Annotated in this window: 21 protein-coding genes and 1 pseudogene; 6 read left to right on the forward strand and 16 right to left on the reverse strand. The window is 74.0% G+C overall.

Annotated elements, in window-relative coordinates:
- Positions 1–3: 3 nt before the first annotated feature.
- The gene (locus ACE1OC_RS16180) at positions 4–321 is read right to left on the reverse strand and encodes a hypothetical protein (protein ID WP_407837619.1); all 318 of its coding nucleotides are present in this window, start codon (positions 319–321) and stop codon (positions 4–6) included.
- A 116-nt stretch (positions 322–437) separates the two neighbouring features.
- Between ACE1OC_RS16180 and ACE1OC_RS16185 the strand changes: the two genes are divergently transcribed.
- On the forward strand, positions 438–1,277 hold the full coding sequence (locus tag ACE1OC_RS16185; protein ID WP_407841580.1) for a hypothetical protein: 840 nt from the start codon (positions 438–440) through the stop codon (positions 1,275–1,277).
- A gap of 236 nt (positions 1,278–1,513) precedes the next feature.
- On the opposite strand, the gene ACE1OC_RS16190 is transcribed toward ACE1OC_RS16185, so the two are convergent.
- Positions 1,514–2,926 (reverse strand): PLP-dependent aminotransferase family protein, encoded by a 1,413-nt coding sequence (locus ACE1OC_RS16190; RefSeq protein ID WP_407837620.1) that lies wholly within the window; start codon positions 2,924–2,926, stop codon positions 1,514–1,516.
- Between the two features lie 46 nt (positions 2,927–2,972).
- Between ACE1OC_RS16190 and ACE1OC_RS16195 the strand changes: the two genes are divergently transcribed.
- Positions 2,973–3,461 carry a carboxymuconolactone decarboxylase family protein gene (locus ACE1OC_RS16195; RefSeq protein WP_407837621.1) on the forward strand — a complete coding sequence of 163 codons (489 nt, stop codon included), beginning with the start codon at positions 2,973–2,975 and terminating at the stop codon, positions 3,459–3,461.
- A 20-nt stretch (positions 3,462–3,481) separates the two neighbouring features.
- Here the strand turns inward: ACE1OC_RS16195 and ACE1OC_RS16200 are convergent, their stop codons facing one another.
- Positions 3,482–3,904 carry a hypothetical protein gene (locus ACE1OC_RS16200; RefSeq protein WP_407837622.1) on the reverse strand — a complete coding sequence of 141 codons (423 nt, stop codon included), beginning with the start codon at positions 3,902–3,904 and terminating at the stop codon, positions 3,482–3,484.
- On the opposite strand from ACE1OC_RS16200, the gene ACE1OC_RS16205 reads away from it, so the two are divergent.
- Positions 3,891–4,298, forward strand: coding sequence for a hypothetical protein (locus tag ACE1OC_RS16205; RefSeq protein ID WP_407837623.1), 408 nt, complete (start codon positions 3,891–3,893; stop codon positions 4,296–4,298). The genes ACE1OC_RS16200 and ACE1OC_RS16205 overlap by 14 nt on opposite strands.
- A gap of 257 nt (positions 4,299–4,555) precedes the next feature.
- On the opposite strand, the gene ACE1OC_RS16210 is transcribed toward ACE1OC_RS16205, so the two are convergent.
- From ACE1OC_RS16210 to ACE1OC_RS16230, 5 genes and pseudogenes are all read right to left on the reverse strand, one after another.
- The gene (locus ACE1OC_RS16210; RefSeq protein ID WP_407837624.1) at positions 4,556–4,966 is read right to left on the reverse strand and encodes a hypothetical protein; all 411 of its coding nucleotides are present in this window, start codon (positions 4,964–4,966) and stop codon (positions 4,556–4,558) included.
- Positions 4,956–6,659 (reverse strand): hypothetical protein, encoded by a 1,704-nt coding sequence (locus tag ACE1OC_RS16215; protein WP_407837625.1) that lies wholly within the window; start codon positions 6,657–6,659, stop codon positions 4,956–4,958. The genes ACE1OC_RS16210 and ACE1OC_RS16215 overlap by 11 nt, the downstream gene beginning before the upstream one ends.
- A 135-nt stretch (positions 6,660–6,794) precedes the next feature.
- Positions 6,795–7,784, reverse strand: a complete 990-nt coding sequence (locus ACE1OC_RS16220) for a malate dehydrogenase (protein WP_407837626.1) — start codon at positions 7,782–7,784, stop codon at positions 6,795–6,797.
- A gap of 202 nt (positions 7,785–7,986) precedes the next feature.
- On the reverse strand, positions 7,987–8,547 hold the full coding sequence (locus ACE1OC_RS16225; protein ID WP_407837627.1) for a DUF3017 domain-containing protein: 561 nt from the start codon (positions 8,545–8,547) through the stop codon (positions 7,987–7,989).
- Positions 8,537–9,399, reverse strand: a pseudogene (locus ACE1OC_RS16230) (bifunctional methylenetetrahydrofolate dehydrogenase/methenyltetrahydrofolate cyclohydrolase). Before ACE1OC_RS16230 ends, ACE1OC_RS16225 begins: the two are co-directional and overlap by 11 nt.
- Positions 9,400–9,695: 296 nt before the next feature.
- Between ACE1OC_RS16230 and ACE1OC_RS16235 the strand changes: the two are divergent.
- Positions 9,696–10,334, forward strand: a complete 639-nt coding sequence (locus ACE1OC_RS16235; RefSeq protein WP_407837628.1) for a hypothetical protein — start codon at positions 9,696–9,698, stop codon at positions 10,332–10,334.
- Positions 10,335–10,424: 90 nt separating this feature from the next.
- On the opposite strand, the gene purH is transcribed toward ACE1OC_RS16235, so the two are convergent.
- A complete protein-coding gene (purH, locus tag ACE1OC_RS16240) occupies positions 10,425–12,005 on the reverse strand; it encodes a bifunctional phosphoribosylaminoimidazolecarboxamide formyltransferase/IMP cyclohydrolase (protein WP_407837629.1) in 1,581 nt (526 codons plus the stop codon).
- Positions 12,006–12,037: 32 nt separating this feature from the next.
- Positions 12,038–12,661: a phosphoribosylglycinamide formyltransferase gene (gene purN, locus ACE1OC_RS16245; RefSeq protein WP_250744072.1), complete on the reverse strand. Its 624-nt coding sequence runs from the start codon at positions 12,659–12,661 to the stop codon at positions 12,038–12,040.
- A gap of 262 nt (positions 12,662–12,923) precedes the next feature.
- Here purN and ACE1OC_RS16250 point away from each other — a divergent pair, with 262 nt between their 5' ends.
- Entirely contained in the window at positions 12,924–13,616 is a 693-nt protein-coding gene (locus ACE1OC_RS16250; protein ID WP_407837630.1) for a hypothetical protein, read from the forward strand.
- Positions 13,617–13,638: 22 nt separating this feature from the next.
- On the opposite strand, the gene ACE1OC_RS16255 is transcribed toward ACE1OC_RS16250, so the two are convergent.
- Complete coding sequence (locus tag ACE1OC_RS16255) at positions 13,639–15,354, reverse strand: DUF6350 family protein (protein WP_407837631.1); 1,716 nt, start codon at positions 15,352–15,354, stop codon at positions 13,639–13,641.
- 119 nt (positions 15,355–15,473) lie between these two features.
- On the opposite strand from ACE1OC_RS16255, the gene ACE1OC_RS16260 reads away from it, so the two are divergent.
- Positions 15,474–17,531, forward strand: a complete 2,058-nt coding sequence (locus ACE1OC_RS16260; protein WP_407837632.1) for a helix-turn-helix domain-containing protein — start codon at positions 15,474–15,476, stop codon at positions 17,529–17,531.
- Positions 17,532–17,631: 100 nt separating this feature from the next.
- On the opposite strand, the gene sucD is transcribed toward ACE1OC_RS16260, so the two are convergent.
- From sucD to ACE1OC_RS16285, 5 genes are all read right to left on the reverse strand, one after another.
- Positions 17,632–18,522: a succinate--CoA ligase subunit alpha gene (gene sucD, locus ACE1OC_RS16265; RefSeq protein WP_274549144.1), complete on the reverse strand. Its 891-nt coding sequence runs from the start codon at positions 18,520–18,522 to the stop codon at positions 17,632–17,634.
- 21 nt (positions 18,523–18,543) lie between these two features.
- On the reverse strand, positions 18,544–19,722 hold the full coding sequence (sucC, locus tag ACE1OC_RS16270) for an ADP-forming succinate--CoA ligase subunit beta (protein WP_407837633.1): 1,179 nt from the start codon (positions 19,720–19,722) through the stop codon (positions 18,544–18,546).
- A gap of 307 nt (positions 19,723–20,029) precedes the next feature.
- Entirely contained in the window at positions 20,030–21,187 is a 1,158-nt protein-coding gene (locus ACE1OC_RS16275) for a VWA domain-containing protein (RefSeq protein ID WP_407837634.1), read from the reverse strand.
- 256 nt (positions 21,188–21,443) lie between these two features.
- Positions 21,444–23,819 (reverse strand): DUF5682 family protein, encoded by a 2,376-nt coding sequence (locus tag ACE1OC_RS16280; RefSeq protein WP_407837635.1) that lies wholly within the window; start codon positions 23,817–23,819, stop codon positions 21,444–21,446.
- Positions 23,816–24,922 carry an ATP-binding protein gene (locus tag ACE1OC_RS16285; RefSeq protein ID WP_250744079.1) on the reverse strand — a complete coding sequence of 369 codons (1,107 nt, stop codon included), beginning with the start codon at positions 24,920–24,922 and terminating at the stop codon, positions 23,816–23,818. Before ACE1OC_RS16285 ends, ACE1OC_RS16280 begins: the two co-directional genes overlap by 4 nt.
- Between the last annotated feature and the right edge of the window lie 106 nt (positions 24,923–25,028).

The following is a 25,028-nucleotide window of genomic DNA, read 5'->3' on the forward strand; positions in this document are numbered from 1 at the left end:
GGATCAGCCGCCCGAAGAGCTCTTGTGGCTGCCGCCGATGCCGCCGCGGGTGACGGCGGACTTGTCGAAGCTGCCACCGCTGACCTTGTTCTTCGCGACGGTGCCGCCGTAGTAGTACGCACCGCGGCCGCCGCTCTTGCACTCCTTGGAGTTCAGCTTCTCCAGGGTGGCGCGGTCCGCGCAGCGCTTGTCGGGCTCGTTGCTGCTGCCGCAGGCCACCAGGGCCGCGGCGAGCAGGCCCATGCCGCCGAGGGCGACCGTGCCGGAGCGCATGCGGCGCGTGGTGCGCGTGGTGTCGGTGCTGCTACTGCTGCTGTCCATGGACTGTTCGCTCCCCCTGGGGTGGCCGGCTGCGCACAGACTAGAACGGCCGCCCCGGCCGACGGAATCCGGCCGACGCGGGATCCGTGACCTAGAGTCGGTTCGTGCTCATTGGGATGATTTGCGCGCTCGGTGCGGCGGTCTGCTTCGGCACGGCGTCGGTCCTGCAGGCGGTGGCGGCGCGGGCCGCGGAGCCGGGAACGGGCTCCGGGGTGGACACCGCCCTCCTCCTGCGGGCGCTGCGCCAGTGGCGCTATCTCGCCGGACTCGGGCTGGACGCGGTCGGCTTCGTCCTCCAGATCATCGCCCTGCGGCACATCCCGATCTACGCGGTGGGCGCGGCCCTCGCCGCCAGCCTCGCGGTGACCGCGGTGGTCGCGGCGCGGCTGCTGAAGGTGCGGCTGAGCGGGACGGAGTGGGGCGCGGTCGCGGTGGTGTGCGCGGGGCTGGTGATGCTCGGGCTGGCGTCCGGGGAGGAGGGCGCGGGCAAGGGCACGCTCGCGCTGAAACTGGGGCTGCTGGCGGTGGCCGGGCTGGTGCTGGTGGTCGGCGCCGTCGCGGGCGGACTGCCGGACCGCAGCCGGGCACTGACGCTGGGTCTGGCCGCCGGGACGGGCTTCGGGGTGGTGGAGGTGGCGGTCCGGCTCATCGACGACATCTCGCTCTCCGCCCTCTCCAACCCGGCGTTCTATGCCCTCCTGCTCGGCGGCGGCGCCGCGTTCCTCCTCCTCACCTCGGCGCTCCAGCGCGGCTCGGTGACGGCGGCGACGGCCGGCCTCGTACTGGGCGAGACCATCGGCCCGGCGGCGGTGGGCGTGGCCTGGCTGGGCGACCGCACCCGCGAGGGCCTGACCTGGCTGGCGATCGCGGGCTTCCTGGTGGCCGTGGCCGGCTCCCTGGCCCTGGCCCGCTTCGGCGAACCCCCGGCGGAGCCATCTCAGCCGTCCGGCGTCTGAGGACGGGGCCCGGGCGCAGCCCGGCGCTCCTGGGGCTCCGCCCCAGCCCCCGCTCCTCAATCGCCGGAGGGGCTGGATTTTCCGGACCACCGGCGGTCACGTGCGGGCTGACGTCGGCCAAATTCAGCCCGTCCGGCGTTTGAGGACCGGGGTCTGGGGCGGAGCCCCAGGGGGTCCGGGGCGGAGCCCCGGGGAACGGTGGAAGGGCGGGTAGGGGACGGCCCCGCAGGGACCCGTCACGGGAGAGCTGCGACCAGCGCGGCCAAGGTGGGCGCCCACGCACTCTGGGACGGAGTCCCGAAGCCGACGACCAGCGCCTCCCGCGGAGCCATCGTCGCAGCCGGATGCCGGAAGAAGGACAGCGGCAGCAGCCCCAGGTCCTGCCAGGCGGCCGACCGCAGCGCCGCCCGTTCACCGCCCGGCGGAAGGTCCAGCACCGCGTGCAGGCCCGCGGCGATGCCGGAGACCGCCGCACGGTCCCCGACGGCCGCCACCAGCTCGTCGCGCCGCCGCCGGTAGCGCAGCCGCATCCCCCGCACGTGCCGGTCGTACGCCCCCGACCGGATGAACTCCGCGAGCGTCAGCTGGTCCAGCGCGCTGGAGCTCCAGTCGGTCCGGCCCTTCACCGCGAGCACCTCGTCCATCAGCGGCCCGGGCACCACCATCCAGCCCATCCGCAGCCCCGGCGCCAGGGACTTGCTCGCCGTACCCAGGTACACCACCCGGTCCGGGTCCAGCCCCTGGAGCGCGCCGACCGGCTGGCGGTCGTAGCGGAACTCCCCGTCGTAGTCGTCCTCCAGGATCAGCCCGCCCGTGGACCGGGCCCAGTCCACCGCCGCCGCCCGCCGCCCGGGCGTCAGCGCGGCGCCCGTCGGGAACTGGTGCGCCGGCGTCAGCAGCACCGCCCCCGCGCCCGAACCGGCCAGCTCGGTGGTGCGGGCTCCCGCCCCGTCCACCGCCAGCGGCCGCGTCCGCAGTCCGGCGCCGGTCAGCAGGTCCCGGTGTACGTCCAGCCCGTACCCCTCCACCGCCACCTCCCGGATCCGCCGCGCCCGCAGCATCCGCGCGAGCAGCAGCAGGCCCTGGCCGAAGCCCGCGCACAGCACGATGCGTTCGGGGTCGGCGTACACCCCGCGGGCCCGCGCCAGGTACCCGGCGAGGGCCTCGCGCAGCTCCACCCGGCCGCGCGGGTCCGCGTACCCGAAGGCCTCGTTCGGCGCCTCGGTCAGCGCCCGCCGGGCCGCCGCCAGCCAGGCGGCGCGCGGGAAGCCGCCCAGGTCCGGGGAACCGGGCTTCAGGCTGTACGAGGGCTGCGCGCGCACGGGGCGCCGTACGGGCACGGCCGCCGCGGGACGCCGAACTCCCACCCCCACCCCCACCCGGGCCCGCTCCGCGACCCGGGTCCCGGAGCCCCGCCGCGCGGTCAGCCAGCCCTCGGCGACGAGCTCGGCGTAGGCCTCGGCGACGGTGTTGCGGGCGATCCCGAGGTCCGCCGCGAGCGACCGCGAGGAGGGCAGCCGGGTTCCCGGGGCCAGCCGCCCGCTGCGCGCGGCCTCGCGCAGCGCCTCGGTCAGCCCGGCCCGGACGCCACGCCCGGGGACCGGCTCCAGATGCAGGTCGGCACCGAAAGTGGCCCACGATTCCGTCATGGATATGGACCATATAGGCGGGCCGCCCGGCTCCTAGGCTGATGCCATGACCGACACCGAGAAGGCAACCGAACACACCCCCCGCATGCAGCTCGCGAAGCTCGCCCCGGAGTTCTACAAGGCCGCCGTGGCCCTGGACGCGGCCGCGGCCAAGGGGCTGGACCCGGCCCTGGTCGAGCTCGTCAAACTGCGTGCCTCCCAGATCAACCACTGCGCCTTCTGCATCGACATGCACTCCAAGGACGCCCTCGCGGCGGGCGAGGACGTGGAGCGGCTCCTGCTGCTCGGCGCCTGGGAGGAGTCGCGGCACTTCTACACGGAGAAGGAGCTCGCCGCGATCGAGCTGACGGAGGCCGTGACCGTCCTGACGGACGGTTTCGTTCCCGACGAGGTCTACGAGCGGGCCGCGAAGCACTTCGAAGAGAAGGAGCTGGCCCAGGTGATCGCCCTGATCGCCGCGATCAACGTCTGGAACCGCATCGGCGTCACCACCCGCCTGACCCCGGGGCACTACACCCCGGGCATGTACAAGTAACCCCCTCCCGCTCCCGGCCGTCAGCCGCCCGTGGGGCGGAAGGCGGCCAGGGCGGCCTTGTGGTGGGACTGGGTGAGCGTCCACTCGGGCGCCGGGCCGGCCGTCAGGACGGCCCACTTCTTGCCGTCCTCGGCGACGAAGACCCGTTCCACGCCGCGGCGCCGGCCGTGTGACTCCGCGCTGTCGTACTCGTAGACCAGCTCCCCGCCCTCGGGGGCGCCCTGGGCCGGGCCCACGCGGATCTCCTCGTAGCCGGTGGTCTGGGCGCGCAGGTAGGTGGAGGCGCCCTGGACGGCCGCGAGGGGGGTCAGTTCGGGCTCGCTCACCTGGAAGATCTGGACCAGGGCGGTGCGGTCGGGAGAGCGGTAGAAGACCCCCGCGGCGGCCTCCTCCCGGAGCCACCCGGCGGGAACGGCGACGGTGAACCCCTTGGCGTCGCGCACGGTCTCGTGGGCGGAGTCGCTCGCGCTCGGGCTGGGCGTGGGGCTGCCGCTGCCGCTGCCCGTCGGTGACGGGGAGTCGGTGGCCGCGGCCGAGGAGGTCGGCGTCCCGTCCCCGCTCGGCGGGGCGCTGGAAGCCGTCGGCCCCGCCTGCGGCGGCTGCTCCCCGGTGTCCCGCGCCACGAACCACACGGTGGCCGCACCGATCGCGAGCGCGGCCACGGCGACGGCCGCCGTGGTCGGCGTCAGCCAACGCCCGCCGGCCCGCGGGGGTGGCGGCTGTGCGGGGTACCCCGGCTGTCCGGGCTGCGGATGCGGATACGCCGGGTACGGGTACGGGTCCTGCGCCGCCCCCGGGCCGTACCCACCGGGCCCGACCCCCGGGGCCGGGCTGTAGCCCGGGGCGGGGCCCGGGCCCGGAGCAGGTACCGGAGCTGCACCCGAGCCCGGGTCGTGGCCCGGAGCCGGGGCCGGGCCGGGAGCAGGGGCCGGGACCGGAGCCGGTGGCGGGCCGGGGGCCGGGGCGTAGTTCGGGGGCGGAGTGGGGGCCGGCGTAGGGGGCGGCGGCTGGTCGGGGGGTCGGGGCGGGTCGGAGTCCGTGACCCAGCGTTGGGTCGTGGGGTCCCAGCGGGGGGCGTTCTGCGGGGGCACGGATCAGCCTCCCAGGGTGGTCAGGAGCCCGGCCAGGGCGGTCGCGGCGCTGACCGAGTCCACCAGCGGGGCCCAGCGCTCCAGGGCCCCGCGGAGCCGGGGTACCAGGCCGGGGCGGATCTCATCGGCCCCTTCCAGTCCCTCCGCGACCCCGTCGAGCTCGGCGTCGAGCGCCGCCCTGTCCTCACCCCGCGGCAGCCGTACGAGGGCCGCGCGCAGCTCCAGTACGGCGTCGAGGAGGGCCTGCGGCCCGACGGTGTCCGTCCCCGCTCCCCCGTGGTGCACGGTGTTGGTGTTGTTGCCGCCGCCGATGCTGAACGCGCTGCCCGTGACATCGCCGATGCGGACCGCGGGCGCCTGCCCGGCCGCGCCCGCACCCGTACCCGTGTCCGTCACGCCGTCTTCAGTTGCCACCGGTACTCCTCTTGACCTTGGTGCTGTTGGTGTTGTTGCTGCCGCCGACACTGAAGGCGCTGTGGTTCACCGACTGGATGAACACCCCGCCCTCGGCGACGTTGACCGCGCGCTGCGCGAACTCCTCCGTGTGCCAGCCCGCTTCGTGCAGCGCGAGGACGATGCCCCCGACGACCCGGTCCTGGATCGTCTTCAGGAACCGGTCGAGGTCCATCAGGTGGAACAGCGAGCCGTTGTCCTCGGAGGCCAGCTCGCGCACCGACACCCGCGGCCCCTCCGGCCGGGCCCCGCCGTGGCCGCCGGTGACGATCCGCCACCAGCTCGCCAGGCCGCGGCCCAACGTGGCCGCGGAGGCCGCGAGGGAGCCGGGGGTGTGGCGCAGGGCCCAGACGGCCTTGCCGAAGCCGCTGTTGTTGCGGTAGCGCTGGGCGTCCGCGTCCGCGTTGTGGAAGTCGGTCCGGACGGGCAGCAGCACGTGCGGGGCCACCTCCAGCATCATCATGCCGCCCTGCGTGTGGACCCGTACGAAGACGGTGACGACGAGGTTCTCGTCCCAGCCGCCCACCCGTACGCGCAGGAAGTGCCGGCGGCGCTCGCCGCCTTCCTCGATGGCGGCGGCCCGCTGCTCGCCGAACTGCCCGTGCACCACCTGCGCGGTGTCCCGGTGCGGCAGCCCGCCCGCGGGCAGGAACACGCACTCGTCCAGGACCAGTTCGCGCATCCGGTCGCCCACGGCGGCGGCCTGCTCCGGGGAGCCGTGCGGGGAGGGCACCCGCAGGCCCTCCAGGAGCGGCACGATCCGCGCCAGGATGTGGGCGTTGGTGACCGCGACCGGCTTGCGGTCGGGGCCGAGGTCCTCCCGCGGCCGCAGTTCCACGGACAGCTGCCAGGGCCGGAAGGGATCACCCGCCCCGCAGAACGGGTCGTTGACGTCATACATGATCATCGGCGCGTGCTGCTCGGCCCGGATGCGCTGGCGGACCCTCTGGAAGCGTGCCCCGTCGGCCGCTTCGGCCTGGTCGTTCGCGTGGTCGGCGTAACTGCGCTCGGAGAGGTCGGTGGCGATCGTCCGGTAGACGTGCCCGCGCTGGAGGCCCACGACGGTGACCACCCCGGCGAAGACCACCGGCAGCCCCCACAGCACGGCGGTGCCCGCGGCGTCCCCGCCCGTCGGGGCGAACGGCAGGCCGCTCCCTCCCACCTCGTCCAGGACGCCGAACAGCACGAACCCGCCGAAGCCCAGGACGAACAGGACGATGAGCAGCATCCACCAGACGTAGATCCGCAGGACCACGGAGAGCACTCGCAGCGCCGGGACGTTCCGGGCGCGCAGCCAGTCGGCCAGGCTCAGCCCCAAGAAGGGCAGGACCAGCATGGCGAGGACGCCGCCCGTGAGCAGGGAGCCGACGAACCAGGCCCCGAGCACTCCGGCGGCCCAGCCCAGTTCGGCGCGCCGGGCGCGCAGCGCGTGGGCGAGGACCCGGGAGGCGTCGTAGCCGTAGGAGGGGGCGACGATCCGTTCCTCGTGGACGTACAGCTCGTCGATGACCCGGTCGCGGTACCCGGCGTCGAGGTACGTCCCCGCGCTCAGGAAGCGGCCGGCCTCGCTGAGGGAGGGGTGCACCGGGGGGCGGCCCACGGAGGGACCGGCCCAACTGCCGCCGGGCTGTTGGGGAATCGCGTTCTCGGTCACCGACCGACCCTAGGGTTCCCCTCCATGCGGCGACAGAACGAATCACGCCAAACGCCCCGGCCAGGTTTGGCCGGGGCGTTGTGGTGTTCGTACCGCTCGTACGGGGGCCTGCGCGGCCCGGCCGTACGAAAACGATCAGATCAGGCCGAGCTCGCGCACCGCGTCGCGCTCCTCGACGAGCTCCGCCACGGACGCGTCGATGCGCGCACGGGAGAACTCGTTGACGTCCAGGCCCTGGACGATCTCGTAGCGGCCGTCCTTCGTGGTGACCGGGAAGGAGGAGATGATGCCCTCCGGGACGCCGTAGGAGCCGTCCGACGGGATGCCCATGGAGGTCCAGTCGCCCGCCGCGGTGCCGTTGACCCAGGTGTGCACGTGGTCGATGGCGGCGTTGGCGGCCGAGGCGGCCGAGGACGCGCCGCGGGCCTCGATGATCGCCGCGCCGCGCTTGGCGACGGTCGGGATGAACTCGTCCGACAGCCAGGTCTGGTCGTTGACCAGCTCGGCGGCGTTCTTGCCGGCGATCTCCGCGTGGAAGATGTCCGGGTACTGGGTCGCCGAGTGGTTGCCCCAGATGGTCAGGCGCTTGATGTCGGAGACGGCGGCGCCGGTCTTGGCGGCCAGCTGCGAGATCGCGCGGTTGTGGTCCAGGCGGGTCATCGCGGTGAAGCGCTCGGCCGGTACGTCCGGGGCGGCGGCCTGCGCGATGAGCGCGTTGGTGTTGGCCGGGTTGCCCACGACCAGGACCTTGATGTCGTCCGCGGCGTGCGCGTTGATCGCGGCGCCCTGCGGCTTGAAGATGCCGCCGTTGGCGGAGAGCAGGTCACCGCGCTCCATGCCCGCGGTGCGCGGACGGGCGCCGACCAGCAGCGCGACGTTGGCACCCTCGAAGCCCTTGTTCGGGTCGTCGAAGATGTCGATGCCGGCGAGCAGCGGGAAGGCGCAGTCGTCGAGCTCCATGGCGGTGCCCTGGGCGGCCTTCATGCCCTGGGGGATCTCCAGGAGGCGGAGCTTGACCGGCACGTCCGCGCCGAGCAGGTGGCCGGAGGCGATGCGGAAGAGCAGCGCGTAGCCGATCTGGCCGGCGGCGCCGGTGACGGTGACATTCACGGGAGTGCGGGTCATGGCCTTCTCCGTTAGACAGCTGGGGGTGGGGCGTCCTTGCCCCATGTGCTGGGAGGACGCCGCTCCGTGGCCCGGTAAATCTTGACGTGAAGAGACATCCGCGGTCAGGCTATCCGACCCTGGAACACCCCAATCCCCCGCCCCGTGTGGCGCGGGGCACACGGGGCGTCCCCCCCGGGGGTGCCCCGGGGGCCCCGGAGGCTCAGCGGACCGTGAAACGGACCGCTGTCTCCAGGAAGGGGACGTCCAGCCACGGCTTGGGTTCCATGACCAGTGCGAGCAGGGTGATCGCCACGCCCAGCAGGCCGTACGTGACCATGTCGGTGAAGCGGGAGCGCACCGCGAGCATGCCCACGGAGGGCAGCAGCCGGCGCATCAGCGAACCCGCGATCATCGCGATCCCGATCAGCAGGCAGCCACCGCGCGGATGGCCCACGGCGGTGAGCAGCAGTCCGGCCGCCGTCGCGGCCAGGACGGCCAGCATCGGCCACTGCCGGGCCGGAGCCGGGGCGTCACCGGGCGCGGCCCGGCCGCCGCCCTCGGGACGCGCGGTGTCCCGGGTGACGGAGGGGAAGCGGCGCGACTTGGCCCCGTCCGCCTCGTCGGCGTCCGCGGACCCGGGGGTCGGCCCGCCGTCCCCGTCGCCCTTCCTGGCCCAGCTCGGCACCGGGCGCGGGGCCGCCGAGGCGGCGGCCCCGGTGGGAGCGGGGGTCCGGGCGGGTTCGGGGACGGTGCCGGGCTCCGGCTCGTACTCAGCCGGCACGGGGAACCGCCCGCTCGGCGGCCTCTACGACGTTGACGAGAACTGCGCGCGGGTCATCGGGCCGACGCCGCCCGGGTTCGGGGAGATCCAGCCGGCCACGTCCGCGACCCCGGGGTGCACGTCCCCGACGATCTTGCCGTTCTCGTCGCGGCTGACGCCGACGTCGAGCACGGCCGCGCCCGGCTTCACGTCCTCCGGCTTGACCAGGTGCGGCACGCCGGCCGCCGCGACGACGATGTCCGCCTGGCGCAGCAGTCCGGACAGGTCGCGGGTACCGGTGTGGCACAGGGTCACGGTCGCGTTCTCGGACTTGCGGGTGAGCAGCAGGCCGATGGACCGGCCGACGGTGATCCCGCGGCCGAGGACGACCACGTGCGCGCCGTTGATCTCGACGCCGTGGTGGCGCAGCAGCTGGACGATCCCGTACGGGGTGCACGGCAGCGGGCCCGGCTCGTTCAGGACCAGCCTGCCGAGTGACATCGGGTGCAGGCCGTCGGCGTCCTTCGCCGGGTCCATGAGCTCCAGGACGCGGTTGGTGTCGATGCCCTTGGGAAGCGGGAGTTGCACGATGTAGCCGGTGCACTCCGGGTTGGCGTTCAGCTCCCGCACAACCTCCTCGATGTCCTCCTGGGAGGCCGTCGCGGGCAGTTCGCGCTGGAGGGAGGCGATGCCGACCTCGGCGCAGTCCTTGTGCTTGCCGTTGACGTACCAGCGGCTGCCCGGGTCGTCGCCGACCAGCAGGGTGCCGAGGCCCGGGGTGATGCCCCTGGCCTTGAGCGCCGCCACGCGGGCGGTCAGTTCGGACTTGATCGCGGCTGCGGTGGCCTTGCCGTCGAGAATCTGGGCAGTCATGGCCCCATCCTCCCGGATGGAGCGGCCGCGGATCCAGTCGCGGCCTCCGTACGGCCGGTCCGGCGCACGGCTCGCCCGGCGTCGTTCCGGGTTCGTGCCGCCTTCGTTCCGGGTTCGTTGCACTTGCACAACAAGTACCGGGCGGACGGCGCCCCGGCTGGACAAGGCCGGTCCGGCCGGACGACGATGCGGGGAACGTAGTGCCGCGGGCAGTGCCGGGGGGCGGGCCGCACGACTTGCAGTGACTCCTCCGCGCGTGCCGTGCGTCCCCGCACTTCCACGGAGGAACACCCCAGATGAGCTTCGGCGACCCGAACAACCCGTACGGGCAGCAGCCGCAGGGCGGCCAGCCCGCCTACGGCTATCCCCAGCAGGCACCCCAGGGCATCCCGGCCCAGGGCGGCTACGCCTACCCGCAGCAGGCCTACCCGGGCGTCCCCGGCTACCCGGGCTCGCCGATGCCGATGCCGGGCGGGGTCAAGGGGGCGCGGGTCATCCTCTGGATCCTCGGGATCCTCACGGCCCTCGGCGGCGTGGCCGTCGCCATCATCGGCGCCCTGTTCGCCTCCGAGTTCGACTCCGGCAGCTCCTCGTCGAGCGACGCGGCCACCGCCATGAGCGTCTTCTTCGTCATCATCGGCATCGCGCTGGTCGGAATCTCGCTGTGGCCCATCCTGACCGCCGCCAAGCTGAGCAAGGGCCGTGGCGGTGTCCGGGTCTCCGGCATCATCTTCGGCTCGCTCCAGATCTTCTTCGCCGGCGCCGGTCTGATCATCAACATCGTGACGCTCAGCAGCCTGCACGACTCCGCGGGCGCCGCCATCGTGTTCTCGATGGTCCCCAATGTGATCTCCCTCGGCCTGGGCCTGTGGATCGTCGTCGGGCTGGCCAACTCGGCCGCGGGCGAATACTTCCGCCGGCCCCAGTACTCGTAGGACGCGGCACCAGGACGCACGACACGGCGAAGGCCGCCCCCCGCACTGCTGCGGTGGGCGGCCTTCGCCGTCTGCGGGTGAGCGCCGGACTCAGTGGAAGAAGTGCCGGGTCCCGGTGAGGTACATCGTCACGCCCGCCGCCTTCGCGGCCTCGACGACCAGCTCGTCGCGCATCGAACCGCCCGGCTGGACCACGGCCTTGATGCCGGCGGCCGTCAGGATCTCCAGCCCGTCCGCGAAGGGGAAGAAGGCGTCGGAGGCAGCGTACGAGCCCTGCGCGCGCTCGGCGCCCGCCCGCTCGACGGCCAGCTTCGCGGAGTCGACGCGGTTGACCTGGCCCATGCCGACGCCGACCGAGGCGCCGTCCTTGGCGAGCAGGATCGCGTTGGACTTGACGGCGCGGCAGGCCTTCCACGCGAAGGCGAGGTCGGCGAGCTCGTCGGCGGAGAGGGCCTCGCCGGTGGCGAGCGTCCAGTTCGCCGGGTCGTCGCCCTCGGCCTGGACGAGGTCGCTCTGCTGGAGCAGCACGCCGCCGGAGACGGGCTTGAGCTCGGCCGGCTGGTGCGGGGTGCCCTCGACCTTCAGGACGCGGATGTTCTTCTTCTTCGCGAGGACCTCGACGGCGCCCGGCTCGAAGTCGGGGGCGACGATGACCTCGGTGAAGATCTCCGCGACCTGCTCGGCGAGCTCGACGCTCACCGGGCGGTTGACGGCGATGACCCCGCCGAAGGCGGAGACCGGGTCGCAGGCGTGTGCCTTGCGGTGGGCCTCGGCGACGTCCTTGCCCACGGCGATGCCGCACGGGTTGGCGTGCTTGATGATCGCGACGCAGGGCTCTTCGTGGTCGTAGGCGGCGCGGCGGGCCGCGTCGGTGTCCACGTAGTTGTTGTAGGACATCTCCTTGCCGTGCAGCTGCTCGGCGTTGGCGAGCCCGCCCGGCCGGCCGTCCGTGTACAGCGCGGCCGCCTGGTGCGGGTTCTCGCCGTAGCGGAGGGTGGACTTGCGCTCCCAGGCGCCGGCCAGGAACTCGGGCAGTACGGCCTCCGGCTCCGGGGCGTACGCGTTCGTGAACCAGGAGGCCACGGCCACGTCGTACGCGGCGGTGTGCTGGAAGGCCTCGGCCGCGAGCCGCTTGCGGGCGGAGAGGTCGAAGCCGCCGCCCTGGGCTGCGGCGATCACGGCGTCGTAGCGGGCCGGGCTGGTGACTACGGCCACCGAGGGGTGGTTCTTGGCGGCGGCGCGGACCATCGAGGGGCCGCCGATGTCGATCTGCTCCACGCACTCGTCCTCGGTGGCGCCCGACTGCACGGTCGCGAGGAAGGGGTAGAGGTTGACGATCACCAGGTCGAAGGGCTCGACGCCCAGCTCGGCGAGCTGGTTGCGGTGGTCCTCCAGGCGCAGGTCGGCGAGGATGCCGGCGTGCACGCGCGGGTGCAGGGTCTTGACCCGGCCGTCCAGGCACTCGGGGAAGCCGGTCAGCTCCTCGACCTTGGTGACGGGCACCCCGGCGGCGGCGATCTTCGAGGCGGTGGAGCCGGTCGAGACGAGCGCGACACCCGCCTCGTGCAGACCGCGGGCCAGCTCTTCCAGGCCCGTCTTGTCGTACACGCTGATGAGCGCGCGCCGGATCGGGCGCTTCGACGCGGCGAGGTCCTCGCCCTCTGCGGTCACGGTCTCTACGGTCCCTGCGGCCTCTGCGGCGGTCACTGGATTGTTACCTTTCGTCCCTCGATGCGGTAGCCGTGCCGGGCCAGGCGCCCCACGACGTCGACGAGCAGCTCGCGCTCGACTTCCTTGATCCGCTCATGGAGAGCGGCTTCGTCCTCTTCGTCCCGGACCTCGACAACACCCTGGGCGATGATCGGACCGGTGTCCACGCCCGCGTCCACGAAGTGGACGGTGCAGCCGGTGACCTTCGCGCCGTAGGCGAGGGCGTCCCGTACGCCGTGGGCACCCGGGAAGGCCGGGAGGAGGGCGGGGTGGGTGTTGACGAACCGGCCGCCGAAGCGGCCGATGAACTCGGGCCCGACGATCTTCATGAACCCCGCCGAGATCACGAGGTCCGGCGCGTGCGCGTCCGTGGCCTCCGTCAGGGCGGCGTCCCACTCCGCACGGCTCGCGTACGCCTTGACCGGGCACACGAAGGTGGGGATCCCGGCCTTCTCGGCGCGCTCCAGGCCGGCGATGTTCTCGCGGTCGGCTCCCACGGCGACGACTTCGGCGCCGAAGCCCTCGGATCCGCCGGGATGGGCGTCGATGGCGTCGAGCAGGGCCTGGAGGTTGGTGCCGGATCCGGAGACCAGCACGACCAGGCGGGAGGCGGCCATGGGAGGCCCTTTCTCGTCGAGCGGGGGCGCCTCCCGGCGTGAACCGGGGGCGCGTCGTTCGTCTTGTGTGATCGCATGAAAATTCGGGTCCCCGATATACGGGGGACCATACGAAGCCACCGACCGCCTGCAACGATACCGGCACACCGGACGGCCCCCGAGGGACGGGGGGACGGGCGGGCGGTAGCGTCTGGCGTACACGCCGTAAACAGGCCTCGGACGTCCCAGCGGCGTCCACGACACAGGGGATGAAACACACCCGATGCCGGACCGCCCCCAGCCCGACCGCCCGACCGACGACAACCCCTTCGCGGCGCCCCCGGAAGGCCGGCCCGATCAGCTCTGGGAGCCGCGCGCCGGCGGCGACGGCGGCGACCCGCAGAACCCCGGGTCGGGACCGGGCACGGACCCCGGGTCGGGACCGGCTCGCTGGGACCCCACGGACCCGATCCAGCGACGGGCGCGGTACGCACTGCTGGCCGGCATGTGGGGCTTCTTCTTCGGGGTCTTCGGCATCCCGTCGATGGGGCTGCTGCTGGGCGCGCTCGCCCTCTACTGGGGGATCAGCGCGCTGCGCGGGGTCCCGGCGAAGCCGTCCGGGGACGGGGCGGACAGCACCTCGGGCCGCCCGGGCGCCTCGGCGGCGGACGTCGGTACGGGTACGGGCAGGGCTGCCGCCCCGGCCACGGACACCGGCGCCGCGGCATCCGGGGCGGCCCGGGGCGGACTGGCGGCGCTGGGCGCCGCCGCCCGGCCCCAGCGGACGGCGGCCGCGAGCGGCCTGGTGACCGCTTCGCTGGCGATCTTGCTGGCGCTGTCCTCGTACGCGGTGCAGCTCACGTACAAGGACTTCTACGTCTGCAAGCAGGACGCCCTCACCAAGGCGGCCGAGCTGCAGTGCAACGACCTGCTGCCGGACAACTTCATCGGCAAGATGCTCGAGGTCCAGCGGTAGCCGAGCGGTTGCCGAGCGATGGCTAGTCGATCCGGGCGGCCCCTTCGGGCTGCCCCGGGTCCGCTTCCGGTCGCGGCGCCGGCCCCGTCTCCGGCCCCGTTTCCGGCTTCCGGCGGGTCAGTACGCGGGCTCCGGTCACCGGCGGGACGAGCGGGGTCGGGCTCGGGGGCGCCGCAAGGGCCGATCCGGCCGCCACGAGCGCCCCGGGTCCGGGTCCGGACGCGGGCGTCATCGCCGCCGCCGGCTCCGCGGGCAGTGCGGGGATCGGGATCGGGGTCAGGTCCAGCTTGAGGCCGGGCATGACCAGCACGGGACGCTTCGGCGGTGCGGACACCGGCCGGGCCCCTTCCTCCGGGACCCGGGCCGCGGGAGACCCGCCGCCCTCCTCCGGTGTGCCGGAGAAGTCCGGGATCAGGGTGCCCGCCGCACGGCGCAGGGCCGCCCAGCGGACCTCCCGTACGCCGCTGTCGTGCCAGCCGTCCTCCGAGCCCTCGCCGGCCGGGCCCTTCGCGGGCCGGTTCCGCCAGGCGTGCACGGTGACGGCCAGCGGGACCGCGAGGACCAGGGTCCAGCCCAGGGCCGCCCCGCCCGCCTGCCACCACACGGGGCCGAAGGCGGCCAGCTCCCGGGAGCCGAGGGGCCCCGCCGAGGCCGCGGCCAGGGCGGCCGTCGCCAGGGCGCACACCAGGGCGCCCAACGCCGCCGTGAGCGCGGTCTCCCCGTACGAGACGTCGCGTGCCCGGCGTACCGCGAACCAGCCCACCGCCAGCCCGGCCGCCACCGGCACCGCGCCGACGGCCCAGGTCAGCGGCGTGCCGGGGCCCTCCGCGGGCAGCGCCGCGAGCAGCGGGAAGCCCGGCAGCGCGGCCGAACCGTCGAAGCCGAGCGGGGTCGCGGCGGCTCCGGTGCCCAGCGCGAAGCCGGGGCCGAGGGCGTAGGAGGCACCCCAGACGACGGCGTTCGGGATCAGCGCGAGGGCCAGCAGCAGCACCGCGAAGCGGCCCGACCAGACCCCGGTCAGCGCCGCGAACGAGCCCTGCACCTCCGGCCCGTGCCAGGCCAGCGAGGCGCCGACCAGCAGGGCTCCGCCGCCGAGGAGCACCAGCACCCCACCGGCACCGGCCCGCAGCGCGAGGGCGTAGCGGGGCCGGGTGAGCCGGCCGGGCAGCTGTCCGAGCGGCCTCCCCCGGTACTCCCAGACCCCGCCCGCGGCGGCGAGGGCGGCGACGACGGGGAGGTGCCGGGCCGCACTGAGCGGGTCGGCGGGCATCGGCCCGGAGGCGGCGTAGACGACGGCCAGGGCGCCGACCCCGAGGTAGCCGCAGAGCACGGCGGAGAACACCACGCCCGCGGGCAGCGGCTCCGCACCCCGGTCCTCCTGCGCGGCGCTGCCCAGCCGGGCGGCACGCCGGATGAGCAGGGCGGGCAGGGCCACCAGCAGCAACGGGGTCAGGCCGACGGGGGCGGGCACCCCGGAGAGGGTCTCGTAGCGGACGAGTTCGGTTCCGTGGGCGAGCAGCCAGAGGCCCGCGGCGAGGTGCAGGGCGCCGCCGGGGCCGCTGTCGGGGTAGGGGGAGCTGATCCACAGCACGACGACGAGCACGGCGAGGAAACCGAGCCCCAGCACTGCGGCGACGGCGCCACCCACGACACACGCGGCGGCCGCCGGTGAACGACGCCGTACGGGGGCCCTTGGGGGCGTGGGCAACGAGGTCCCGCGTTCGGTCACTTGGGTCACCCCGCCATGGTGCCAACGACACGCGCTATGGGCGGGTAACAGGCGAATGACCGTGGTGTCGCTCAATATACGTTTATGTACTTTTTCGGTCAGGGCGTCCGGGTCGCGGGGAGTGTGGCATGACACAAAGCGTCACGGAGCTGGGCCTCCCCACCCCGAAGGAACGCCGACGCCTGCGCGAAGCAGCCGATCTGACGCACGAAGAGGTCGCGGCGGCGGTGGGCGTCACCTCGAACACGGTCCGCTCCTGGGAGACCGGCCGCACCCACCCCCGGGGCCGCAAGCTGGAGGCCTACTCCAAGCTCCTGACCCGGCTGTCCGCGGACGACTCCCGCGGCTCCGCCCCCTCGGGCCCCACGGCCCGGGCCGACGGCTCGGCGGCCCCGGAGAGCCCTGACCTGGGCAAGGGCAGGGGCGCGGGCACGGGTTCCGCCTCGGGTTCCGCCGGCCCCGCGCAGGGCCGGGGCGACGGCACCGGGGCGGCACCGGGCGCCGACGGTACGCCCGCCCGGCCCCTGCGGCCCGCCTGGGCCAACGGCACCGCCACCCCGCAGGCCGACGCTCCCGCCGTCGGGGCGTCGGCGCTCGGCTCGGCTGCCGCAACCGGCCCCGCCGGGGCGGCCGCGGACGCGGCGTCAGCCCCGGGCGCCGCGCCCGGAAGTCGGCTCGACGGCGCCGCGGACGCCACGGAGGACGCCTCCGAGGACGCAGCGGAGGTCGCCGGCGCGGCAACCGACGCCGCTCCCGCGGATGCGGACACGGCGTCGGCCACCGACGCCCCCGAGGGCCGGTTCGGGCTGCGCATGATGCGCGGACTCACCCGGCCCGTCGGCGCGCAGACCCGGCCCAAGGCCGCCGCCAAGCGGGCCGCGAAGCCCCCCGTCGGGATGCCCCGGCACGAGGCCAAGTCCCCGGTCAAGGCCGGGGCCGCCGCGGGCGGCCACGGCGGAGGCGGCCGCGCAGCCCTCCGCCCCGGCAGCCCCCTGCCCCCTGGCACCGGTACGGACACCGGTACGGACACGGCCCCTGACACCGGCTCAGACGCCGGAGCGCACTCCGAGACGCGCTCCGGGAAGGTCTCCGCGCCGGACACCGGGCCGGGCCCGGCGAACCCCGCCGGAGCGGGCTCCGAAGCCGCCACCCGGACGGACACCACCGGGACGGGCTCCGGCTCGGACCCCGCGTCAGCGGCCGGGAAGACCGCCGGACCTGACGCCGCATCGGGCTCGGCATCGGGCTCGGCATCGGGCTCGGCATCGGACGCCGCGCAGAGTTCCGCGCCGAACTCCGCGCCGACCGGCGAGGCCACCGGACCGGCCGGACCCGAGGGAGACCCCGCCCCGGGCGAGGACACCGCCCCGACGGTGTCGGCGATCGACGCCTTCGAGGCCCTCTACGACCGCACCGCCCCCGCCCTGACCCGTCAGGCCTACCTCCTCACCGGCCGCCACGCCCTCTCCTGCGAGGCCGTGGAGCGCGCCTTCCAGCAGGCGTGGGAGCGCTGGCCCGAGGTCGCCACCGACCCCGATCCGGTCGGGTGGGTGCGCGCGGCCGCGTACGAGTACGCGCTCTCCCCCTGGCACCGGTTCCGGCGGTCCCACCGGCACCCCGACGAGCCCCCGGCCGACCCCGCGGACCGCATCCTCCTGGACGCGATGCTCGCACTGCCCCCGGCCCACCGCCGCACCGTGCTGCTCTACGACGGCGTCGGGCTGGACCTCCCCGACACCGCCGCCGAGACCGAGGCGTCCACGCCGACCGCCGGCAACCGGCTCGTCAACGCGCACGCCGACCTCGCCGACCAGCTCCCCGAACTGGACGGCGTACCGCCCGCGAAGCAGTCCGCGGTGCTGCGCGAGCGGCTCGGCACGCTGCGGCCCGCGGGCCGGCTGGAGCCGCGCGCGGCGGCCGTCGTACGGGTGGCCGGCGAGCACCGCAACCGGCTGTGGACGCGTGCGGTGATCGGGGTGACGGCCGTCATCACCGCGGCGACGGCCTACACCTGGGTGACCGCTCCGACCGAGTACGAGCCTCCGCGCGCCCCCGGCGCGAGCGTGTCGGGCGTGCCCCCGCACAGCGGCCCGCAGCAGCTCACGGACGAGGGCCGGCAGCTCCACGACAAGCTGCTGTCCGATCCGTCGGCCGGGCCTTCCCGGATCTCGCCGAGCCTCGAATAGCGGTACGCCGGGCATCCCCCGCGTACGGAAACGGGCGTGGCCCGCACCCCTCACAGGGTGCGGGCCACGCCCGTCTGCACGTACAACCAAAGGCTGCTGCTTACTGCGCGGCGTTCAGGATCTCGCGCGCCAGCTTCGCGGTCTCGGTCGGCGTCTTGCCGACCTTCACGCCCGCGGCCTCCAGGGCTTCCTTCTTGGCCTGTGCGGTGCCAGAAGAACCGGAGACGATCGCACCGGCGTGACCCATGGTCTTGCCCTCGGGGGCGGTGAAGCCCGCGACGTAGCCGACGACCGGCTTGGTGACGTTCTTCGCGATGAAGTCCGCCGCACGCTCCTCGGCGTCGCCGCCGATCTCGCCGATCATGACGATCAGGTCGGTGTCGGGGTCCGCCTCGAACGCCTCGAGGGCGTCGATGTGCGTGGTGCCGATGACCGGGTCGCCACCGATGCCGACGGCGGAGGAGAAGCCGATGTCACGGAGCTCGTACATCATCTGGTAGGTCAGCGTGCCCGACTTGGACACGAGACCGATGCGGCCGGGCTTGGTGATGTCGCCCGGGATGATGCCGGCGTTGGACTGGCCGGGGGTGATCAGACCCGGGCAGTTCGGGCCGATGATCCGCGTCTTGTTGCCCTTGGCGGACGCGTACGACCAGAAGGCGGCGGAGTCGTGCACCGCGATGCCCTCGGTGATGACGACGGCCAGCGGAATCTCGGCGTCGATCGCCTCGACCACGGCGGACTTGGCGAACGCCGGCGGGACGAAGAGGACGGAGACGTTGGCGCCCGTCTTCTCCATCGCCTCGGCGACGGAGCCGAAGACCGGGACCTCGGTGCCGTCGAAGTCGACGGTGGTGCCGGCCTTGCGCGGGTTCACGCCGCCGACGATGTTGGTGCCGTCAGCCAGCATCAGCTTGGTGTGCTTCATGCCCGTGGCACCGGTCATGCCCTGGACGATGACCTTGCTGTCCTTGTTGAGGAAGATAGCCATGTGAGTCTGTGACCTCTGCCCTTACTTCGCAGCCGCGAGCTCGGCGGCCTTGTCGGCCGCGCCGTCCATGGTGTCCACGCGCTGAACCAGCGGGTGGTTGGCGTCCGAGAGGATCTTGCGACCCAGCTCGGCGTTGTTGCCGTCGAGGCGGACGACCAGCGGCTTGGTGACCGCCTCGCCCTTGTCCTCGAGCAGCTTCAGCGCCTGGACGATGCCGTTGGCGACCTCGTCACACGCGGTGATGCCACCGAAGACGTTGACGAAGACGGACTTGACGTCCGGGTCGCCGAGGATGATCTCGAGACCGTTGGCCATGACGGCGGCGGAGGCGCCACCGCCGATGTCCAGGAAGTTGGCGGGCTTGACCCCGCCGTGGTTCTCGCCGGCGTACGCGACGACGTCGAGGGTGCTCATGACGAGACCCGCGCCGTTGCCGATGATGCCGACCTCGCCGTCGAGCTTCACGTAGTTGAGGTTCTTCGCCTTGGCGGCGGCCTCGAGCGGGTTCGCGGCAGCGTGGTCCACGAACTCCTCGTGGCCCGGCTGGCGGAACTCGGCGTTCTCGTCGAGCGAGACCTTGCCGTCGAGCGCGATGACGTCGCCGTTGGCGACCTTCGCGAGCGGGTTGACCTCGACGAGGAGCGCGTCCTCGGCGATGAAGGTCGCCCACAGGGTCACGAGGACCTCGGCGACCTTCTCGGCGACCTCGGCCGGGAACTTCGCCAGCGCGACGATCTCGCGGGCCTTCTCGATGGTCACGCCCTCGTTGGCGTTCACCGGGACCTTGGCGAGCTTCTCCGGGGTCTCCTCGGCGACCTGCTCGATGTCCATGCCGCCCGCGACCGAGGCCATGGCCAGGAAGGTGCGGTTGGTGCGGTCGAGGAGGTACGAAACGTAGTACTCCTCCAGGATCTCCGGAGCGGTCTCGGCGATCATCACCTTGTGGACCGTGTGGCCCTTGATGTCCATCCCGAGGATGTCCGTCGCACGGGCGACGGCCTCGTCCGGGGTGGCGGCGAGCTTCACGCCGCCGGCCTTGCCGCGGCCGCCGACCTTCACCTGCGCCTTGACGACCGACTTGCCGCCCAGCCGCTCCGTGGCCTCGCGCGCCGCCTCAGGCGTGTCGATCACTTCACCGGCCAGCACCGGTACACCGTGCTTGGCGAAGAGGTCCCTCGCCTGGTACTCGAACAGGTCCACGCGCGTCCGTCCCTTGTCTTCAAAGATTCGCAGTGATTCGCGGTTGTCTGCTATCTGCGTGGGCGTGCCGCGGAGGGCAACGTGACGGCGCTGTCACAAGGAAGGCGCACACGGTGACCGTGGACGCGGCATGTCCGTCCCGCAGGTTATCCCCGTGGGACGTAGGTCCCTAAATCGCAGATCACACCTGAGCGGTGATACCTGTCACAGATCGCCTCACGGTTGAACTGCATCTTCGTGCGATCCGCCGATGTACGGCCGCCGCGATGGCTCTCCTACGGGGCTGCGCGCGGCGGTGGCCGCCGGGTCACGGGACGGGCAGGGGCCGCTTCTCCAGCGCCGCGGCCATCACCTCCGGGAACAGGTCGGGCGTGCAGGCGAAGGCCGGGGCGCCGAGTGCGGCGAGGGCGGCGGCGTGGTCCCGGTCGTAGGCGGGCGCGCCCTCGTCGGACAGCGCGAGCAGCGCCACGAACTCCACCCCCGCCGCCTTCATGGCCGCGACCCGCTTCAGCATCTCGTCGCGTATGCCGCCCTCATAGAGATCACTGATGAGGACGACGACGGTGTCGGCGGGACGGGTGATCTTCGACTGGCAGTAGGCGAGCGCACGGTTGATGTCGGTGCCGCCCCCGAGCTGGGTGCCGAAGAGCACGTCGACGGGATCGTCGAGCTGGTCGGTCAGGTCCACGACCGCGGTGTCGAAGACGACCAGCCGGGTCGCGATCGAACGCATCGAGGCGAGCACCGCCCCGAAGACGGAGGCGTAGACGACGGAGGCCGCCATCGAACCCGACTGGTCGATGCACAGCACGACCTCCTTCTTCACCGCCCGCGAGGCGCGGCCGTACCCGACCAGCCGCTCGGGAACGACGGTCCGGTACTCGGGCAGGTAGTTCTTCAGGTTCGCCCGGATGGTCCGGTCCCAGTCGATGTCCGCGTGCCGCGGCCGGCTGGTCCGGGCGGACCGGTCGAGCGCGCCGGTCAGCGTGGCCCGCGTCCGGCTCGCGAGCCGCTTCTCCACCTGCTCGACCACCTTGCGGACGACGGCGCGGGCCGTCTCGCGGGTGGTCTCGGGCATGGCCTTGTTGAGGGAGAGCAGGGTGCCGACGAGGTGCACGTCGGGCTCCACCGCCTCCAGCATCTCGGGCTCCAGCAGCAGCGCGGACAGGCCGAGCCGCTGGATCGCGTCCCTCTGCATGACCTGCACCACGGAGGTGGGGAAGTAGGTCCGGATGTCCCCGAGCCAGCGCGCCACGTGGGGCGCGGACCCGCCGAGCCCGGCCGACCGCTCCCCCGCCCGCTTGCGTCCCCCTTCGCCGTCGGCCCCGTAGAGCGCCCCGAGCGCGGCGTCCATCCCCGCGTCCGCCCCGCTCAACGCGACCCCGGTCCCCTCCCCGTCTCCCCCGCCCAACACCATCCGCCACCGCCGCAACCGCTCTGCGCCGTCCGCTCCCGCACCAGCCATCTGCCTACCTCCCACTCTCGAAGCCATACCGACCACCCCGGGCTGCGCCCGGCCTCCTCCCGGGGCTCAACCGCCGACGAAAATCCAGCCCCTCCGGCGTTTGAGGAGCGGGGGTCCGGGGGCTGGCCCCCGGCAACGGCGCCGCACCCGGCACCGGGTCCGGGCAGCGCCCGGGGAACGGTGGAAGGGCGGGTAGGGGAACTCCGCCCCGCGCAGCGGCCCGACGCAGCCCGCCGGGCGGACCGGGCCGGCCCGGTCACCCCGGCGCGCCCGCCAGCAACAGGTGGACCAGGTCCACCACCGCATCCGCCCGGACAGGGTCCAGCTCCGGACCGAAGCCGACCGGCGCCACCCCGGCACCCACCCCGGCCGGACCACCGCCGGGCCCCCGCCGCACCAGCTCCCCCAGACTCCGCCGAACCCCGGCCTCGTACCCACCGAAGGTCCTCCGCAGGAGCGGCAGCACGTCGACGAACGCCCGCTCCGGCACCGACACCAGCCACGCGTCGATCAGCCCCAGCAGCCGCTCGTCGTGCACGAGCAGCGTGCCGCCGCCCCGGCGTCCAGCCCCGCCCGCGAACCCCTCGATCCAGCCCGCCGCGTCGGCCGGCGCGCATGCCGGGGACAGCGAGAGCCCCATCAGCCGCGCGGTCTCCTCGGGCGGCAGCCGCCCGTCGTCGAGCAGCAGCCGCGCCGCCCGCCCGCGGATCAGCCCGGGGACGGTGTCCCGCCCGGCCAGCGTCCGCAGCACCGCCGCCCAGCGCTCCCGCAGCCCCTCCGCGTCGAGCAGTGCGATCGCGCCGTGCACGCCGTCCACGTGCCCCCGCAGCTCCTCCGCCGCCTCGGCGTCCAGCCCCGCCGCGCAGGCGGGCGGCAGGGCCACGCATATCCGCTCCGCGAGCCCGGCCGCCACCGTCGCCAGCGCCGCCGCGTCGGTGCCCCGTACGTCCCCGTAGCGCAGCGAACGGGCCAGCGCGGGCAGCGCCTTGGCCAGGCCCGCCACGTCGGTGTCCAGTGCCGCCCGGTCGGCGAGGGCCCGCAGCACGGCGGGCAGCGCCCCGGAGAGCCCGGCCAGCAGGCACCGCTCCGCCAGGGCGGTGACCTCGCCCAGCTCCCGGGCGCCCACCGCGTCGGCCTCGGCCTTGGCGGTGGCCGCCCCGAGGACGGTGGTCCCCCAGATGCCGGCTTCGGCCACCCGTACGGCGAGCTCCGGCTCCCAGCAGAGCCGCCAGGTCTCGCGGAAGGTGCCCGTGCTCCCCCGGGAGGCCGTCGGCACGCCCCAGTCGATGCCGAGCAGCCGCAGCCGGTGCAGCAGCAGGGACTTGGCCGCGTCGGTGTCCTTGCGCAGGTCGAGCTCCAGCTCCCGGTGCTGCGCCTCGGGCTTGAGGCGCAGCGAGCGCTGCTGCCGGGTCAGGTCGCGCTGGAGCGGTACGACGGGCGCCGCGTCGGGGACTTCGCCGAGCACGTCCCCGACGACGAGCCGGTCCTCGATCAGCGCGAGCGGTATGTCGGAGCCGTCGCACATCACCGCCCGGACCGCTTCCAGGGTTTCCGTCAGCCCCGGCTCCGGTCGGCCCCGCATCGCGGCCAGGGTGTCGGCGAGCCGGACGGCTTCGATGACGTGGGCCGGGGACACCTGCCGGTCCTCCTCGCGGAGCAGGCCCGCGACCTTGGTCAGCCAGCGCTCGACGGGCCGGTCCCGGGCCGCGAAGAGGTGTGCGTACCAGCCGGGCGAGGTGATGCCCGCGCCGTACCCTCCGGCCCGGGCGAGGCGCCGGTGGGTCCAGGGCACCCAGGTGGTCTCCACCTTGACCTTGGGCAGCCCGGTCAGGAGCGCCCTGTCGGCGGCCGCGGTGGTCTTCGCCCGCAGGGCCGGGACGTGCCAGGCCCCGCAGACGACGGCGTAGGCGTCGCCGAACTCCCGGCGCGCGGCCCGCATCCGCTGCCGCATGTACGCCTCGCGCACCAGGTCCCGGTGGTGGCCGCCCGCTCCGTAGGCCTCGCGGAGGGCGCCCATGGCCTCCCCGACCGCCTCGAACACGGCCAGCGGGTCGGCGGCCGGTCCGGACCCGCCGCGGTGCTCGACCACGTCCTCCCACCACCGCTCGGGGTCCTCGTACCCGGCGGTCTCGGCCAGTACGGCCAGCGGGTCCAGCCGTACGGACCCGGGCGCCGCTCCGCTCCCTTCCCCGCTGCCCTCTCCGCCCCCTTCCCGGCCCCCGTCCCCGTCCCCGTCCCGACCCCCGTCCCCGTCCCCTTCTCCGGCCCGCTCCCCGCTCTCCTGCACGGCCAGCGAGTGCGCCGCCGGGAGGTCGATGAACCGGACCGGCAGGTCCCGCTCCTGCGCCCACCGGATGGCGGTCCATTCCGGGGAGAAGCCGGCCAGCGGCCAGAACGCGGCCCGGCCCGGGTCGTCGGCCGCGTGGGCGAGCAGGGCGACGGGCGGCCGCATCCCCGGGTCCGCGGCCAGCGGGAGCAGGGCGTCCCCCTCCGGCGGTCCTTCGATGAGCACCGCCGCGGGCCGGGCCGCGTCCAGGGCGGCCCGCACCGCACGGGCCGAGCCGGGCCCGTGGTGCCGTACGCCCAGCAGCAGCGGGCCGGTGGCGTCCTTGCCTGCCGTCCCCGGGCTCATGCCGTCACCTCCCGGCAGGCCCGGTAGAAGTCCTTCCAGCCGTCGCGCTCGCGGACCACGGCCTCCAGGTACTCCTGCCAGACGACCTGGTCGGCGGCCGGGTCCCGGACGACGGCCCCGAGGATCCCCGCCGCCACGTCGGAGGGGCGCAGGACGCCGTCGCCGAAGTGCGCGGCCAGGGCGAGGCCGCCCGTGACCACCGAGATGGCCTCGGCGGTGGACAGGGTGCCGCTGGGCGACTTGACCTTCGTGCGCCCATCGTCGGTGACTCCGCCGCGCAGCTCGCGGAAGACGGTGACCACGCGGCGGATCTCCTCCAGGCCCTCCGGGGCGGCGGGCAGGTCCAGGGCGCGGCCCATCTGGTCGACGCGGCGGGCGACGATGTCGACCTCGGCGTCGGCGGTGGCGGGCAGCGGCAGGACGACGGTGTTGAAGCGCCGGCGCAGGGCGCTGGAGAGCTCGTTGACCCCGCGGTCGCGGTCGTTGGCGGTGGCGATGAGGTTGAAGCCGCGCACGGCCTGCACCTCCTGACCCAGTTCCGGTATCGGGAGGGTCTTCTCGGACAGGACGGTGATGAGGGTGTCCTGCACGTCGGCGGGGATGCGGGTGAGCTCCTCGACGCGGGCGGTCATGCCCTCGGCCATGGCCCGCATGACCGGGCTCGGTACGAGCGCTTCGCGGCTCGGGCCGTGGGCGAGGAGGCGGGCGTAGTTCCAGCCGTAGCGGATGGCCTCCTCCGGGGTGCCCGCGGTGCCCTGGACGAGGAGGGTGGAGTCTCCGCTGACGGCGGCGGCGAGGTGCTCGGACACCCAGGTCTTGGCGGTGCCGGGCACTCCGAGGAGCAGCAGCGCGCGGTCGGTGGCGAGGGTGGTGACGGCGACTTCGACGATCCTGCGCGGGCCGACGTACTTGGGTGTGATGACGGTGCCGTCTTCGAGCGTGCCGCCCTGCAGGTACGTGGCCACGGCCCACGGGGAGAGTTTCCAGCGGGCCGGGCGGGGCCGGTCGTCGACGGCGGCCAGGGCTTTCAGTTCGTGCGCGAAGGCGTCTTCGGCGTGCGGTCGCAGCGCCTCTGCGGTGGTCTCGTTCCCGGTCGTGGCCATGGTCCCCCTCCAATGCTCCGCAGCCGCTTCCGACTGCTGCAACCACGATGCACCCGACCACTGACAACGCCCCCCGGGAGATGCGTTGTTGCAGGTCAGAGCGATT

The organism is Streptomyces stoeckheimensis (assembly GCF_045822005.1).
GTDB classification, from domain to species: Bacteria; Actinomycetota; Actinomycetes; order Streptomycetales; family Streptomycetaceae; genus Streptomyces; species Streptomyces stoeckheimensis.

Coding starts and splice junctions, on each gene's coding strand:
- ACE1OC_RS16285 (WP_250744079.1), bottom strand. CDS start 24,922: ATGGCCACGACCGGGAACGAGACCACCGCAGAGGCGCTGCGACCGCAC.
- ACE1OC_RS16260 (WP_407837632.1), top strand. CDS start 15,474: ATGACACAAAGCGTCACGGAGCTGGGCCTCCCCACCCCGAAGGAACGC.
- ACE1OC_RS16235 (WP_407837628.1), top strand. CDS start 9,696: ATGAGCTTCGGCGACCCGAACAACCCGTACGGGCAGCAGCCGCAGGGC.
- ACE1OC_RS16195 (WP_407837621.1), top strand. CDS start 2,973: ATGACCGACACCGAGAAGGCAACCGAACACACCCCCCGCATGCAGCTC.
- ACE1OC_RS16220 (WP_407837626.1), bottom strand. CDS start 7,784: ATGACCCGCACTCCCGTGAATGTCACCGTCACCGGCGCCGCCGGCCAG.
- ACE1OC_RS16180 (WP_407837619.1), bottom strand. CDS start 321: ATGGACAGCAGCAGTAGCAGCACCGACACCACGCGCACCACGCGCCGC.
- ACE1OC_RS16185 (WP_407841580.1), top strand. CDS start 438: ATGATTTGCGCGCTCGGTGCGGCGGTCTGCTTCGGCACGGCGTCGGTC.
- sucD (WP_274549144.1), bottom strand. CDS start 18,522: ATGGCTATCTTCCTCAACAAGGACAGCAAGGTCATCGTCCAGGGCATG.
- ACE1OC_RS16190 (WP_407837620.1), bottom strand. CDS start 2,926: ATGACGGAATCGTGGGCCACTTTCGGTGCCGACCTGCATCTGGAGCCG.
- ACE1OC_RS16280 (WP_407837635.1), bottom strand. CDS start 23,819: ATGAGCCCGGGGACGGCAGGCAAGGACGCCACCGGCCCGCTGCTGCTG.
- ACE1OC_RS16275 (WP_407837634.1), bottom strand. CDS start 21,187: ATGGCTGGTGCGGGAGCGGACGGCGCAGAGCGGTTGCGGCGGTGGCGG.
- purN (WP_250744072.1), bottom strand. CDS start 12,661: ATGGCCGCCTCCCGCCTGGTCGTGCTGGTCTCCGGATCCGGCACCAAC.
- ACE1OC_RS16250 (WP_407837630.1), top strand. CDS start 12,924: ATGCCGGACCGCCCCCAGCCCGACCGCCCGACCGACGACAACCCCTTC.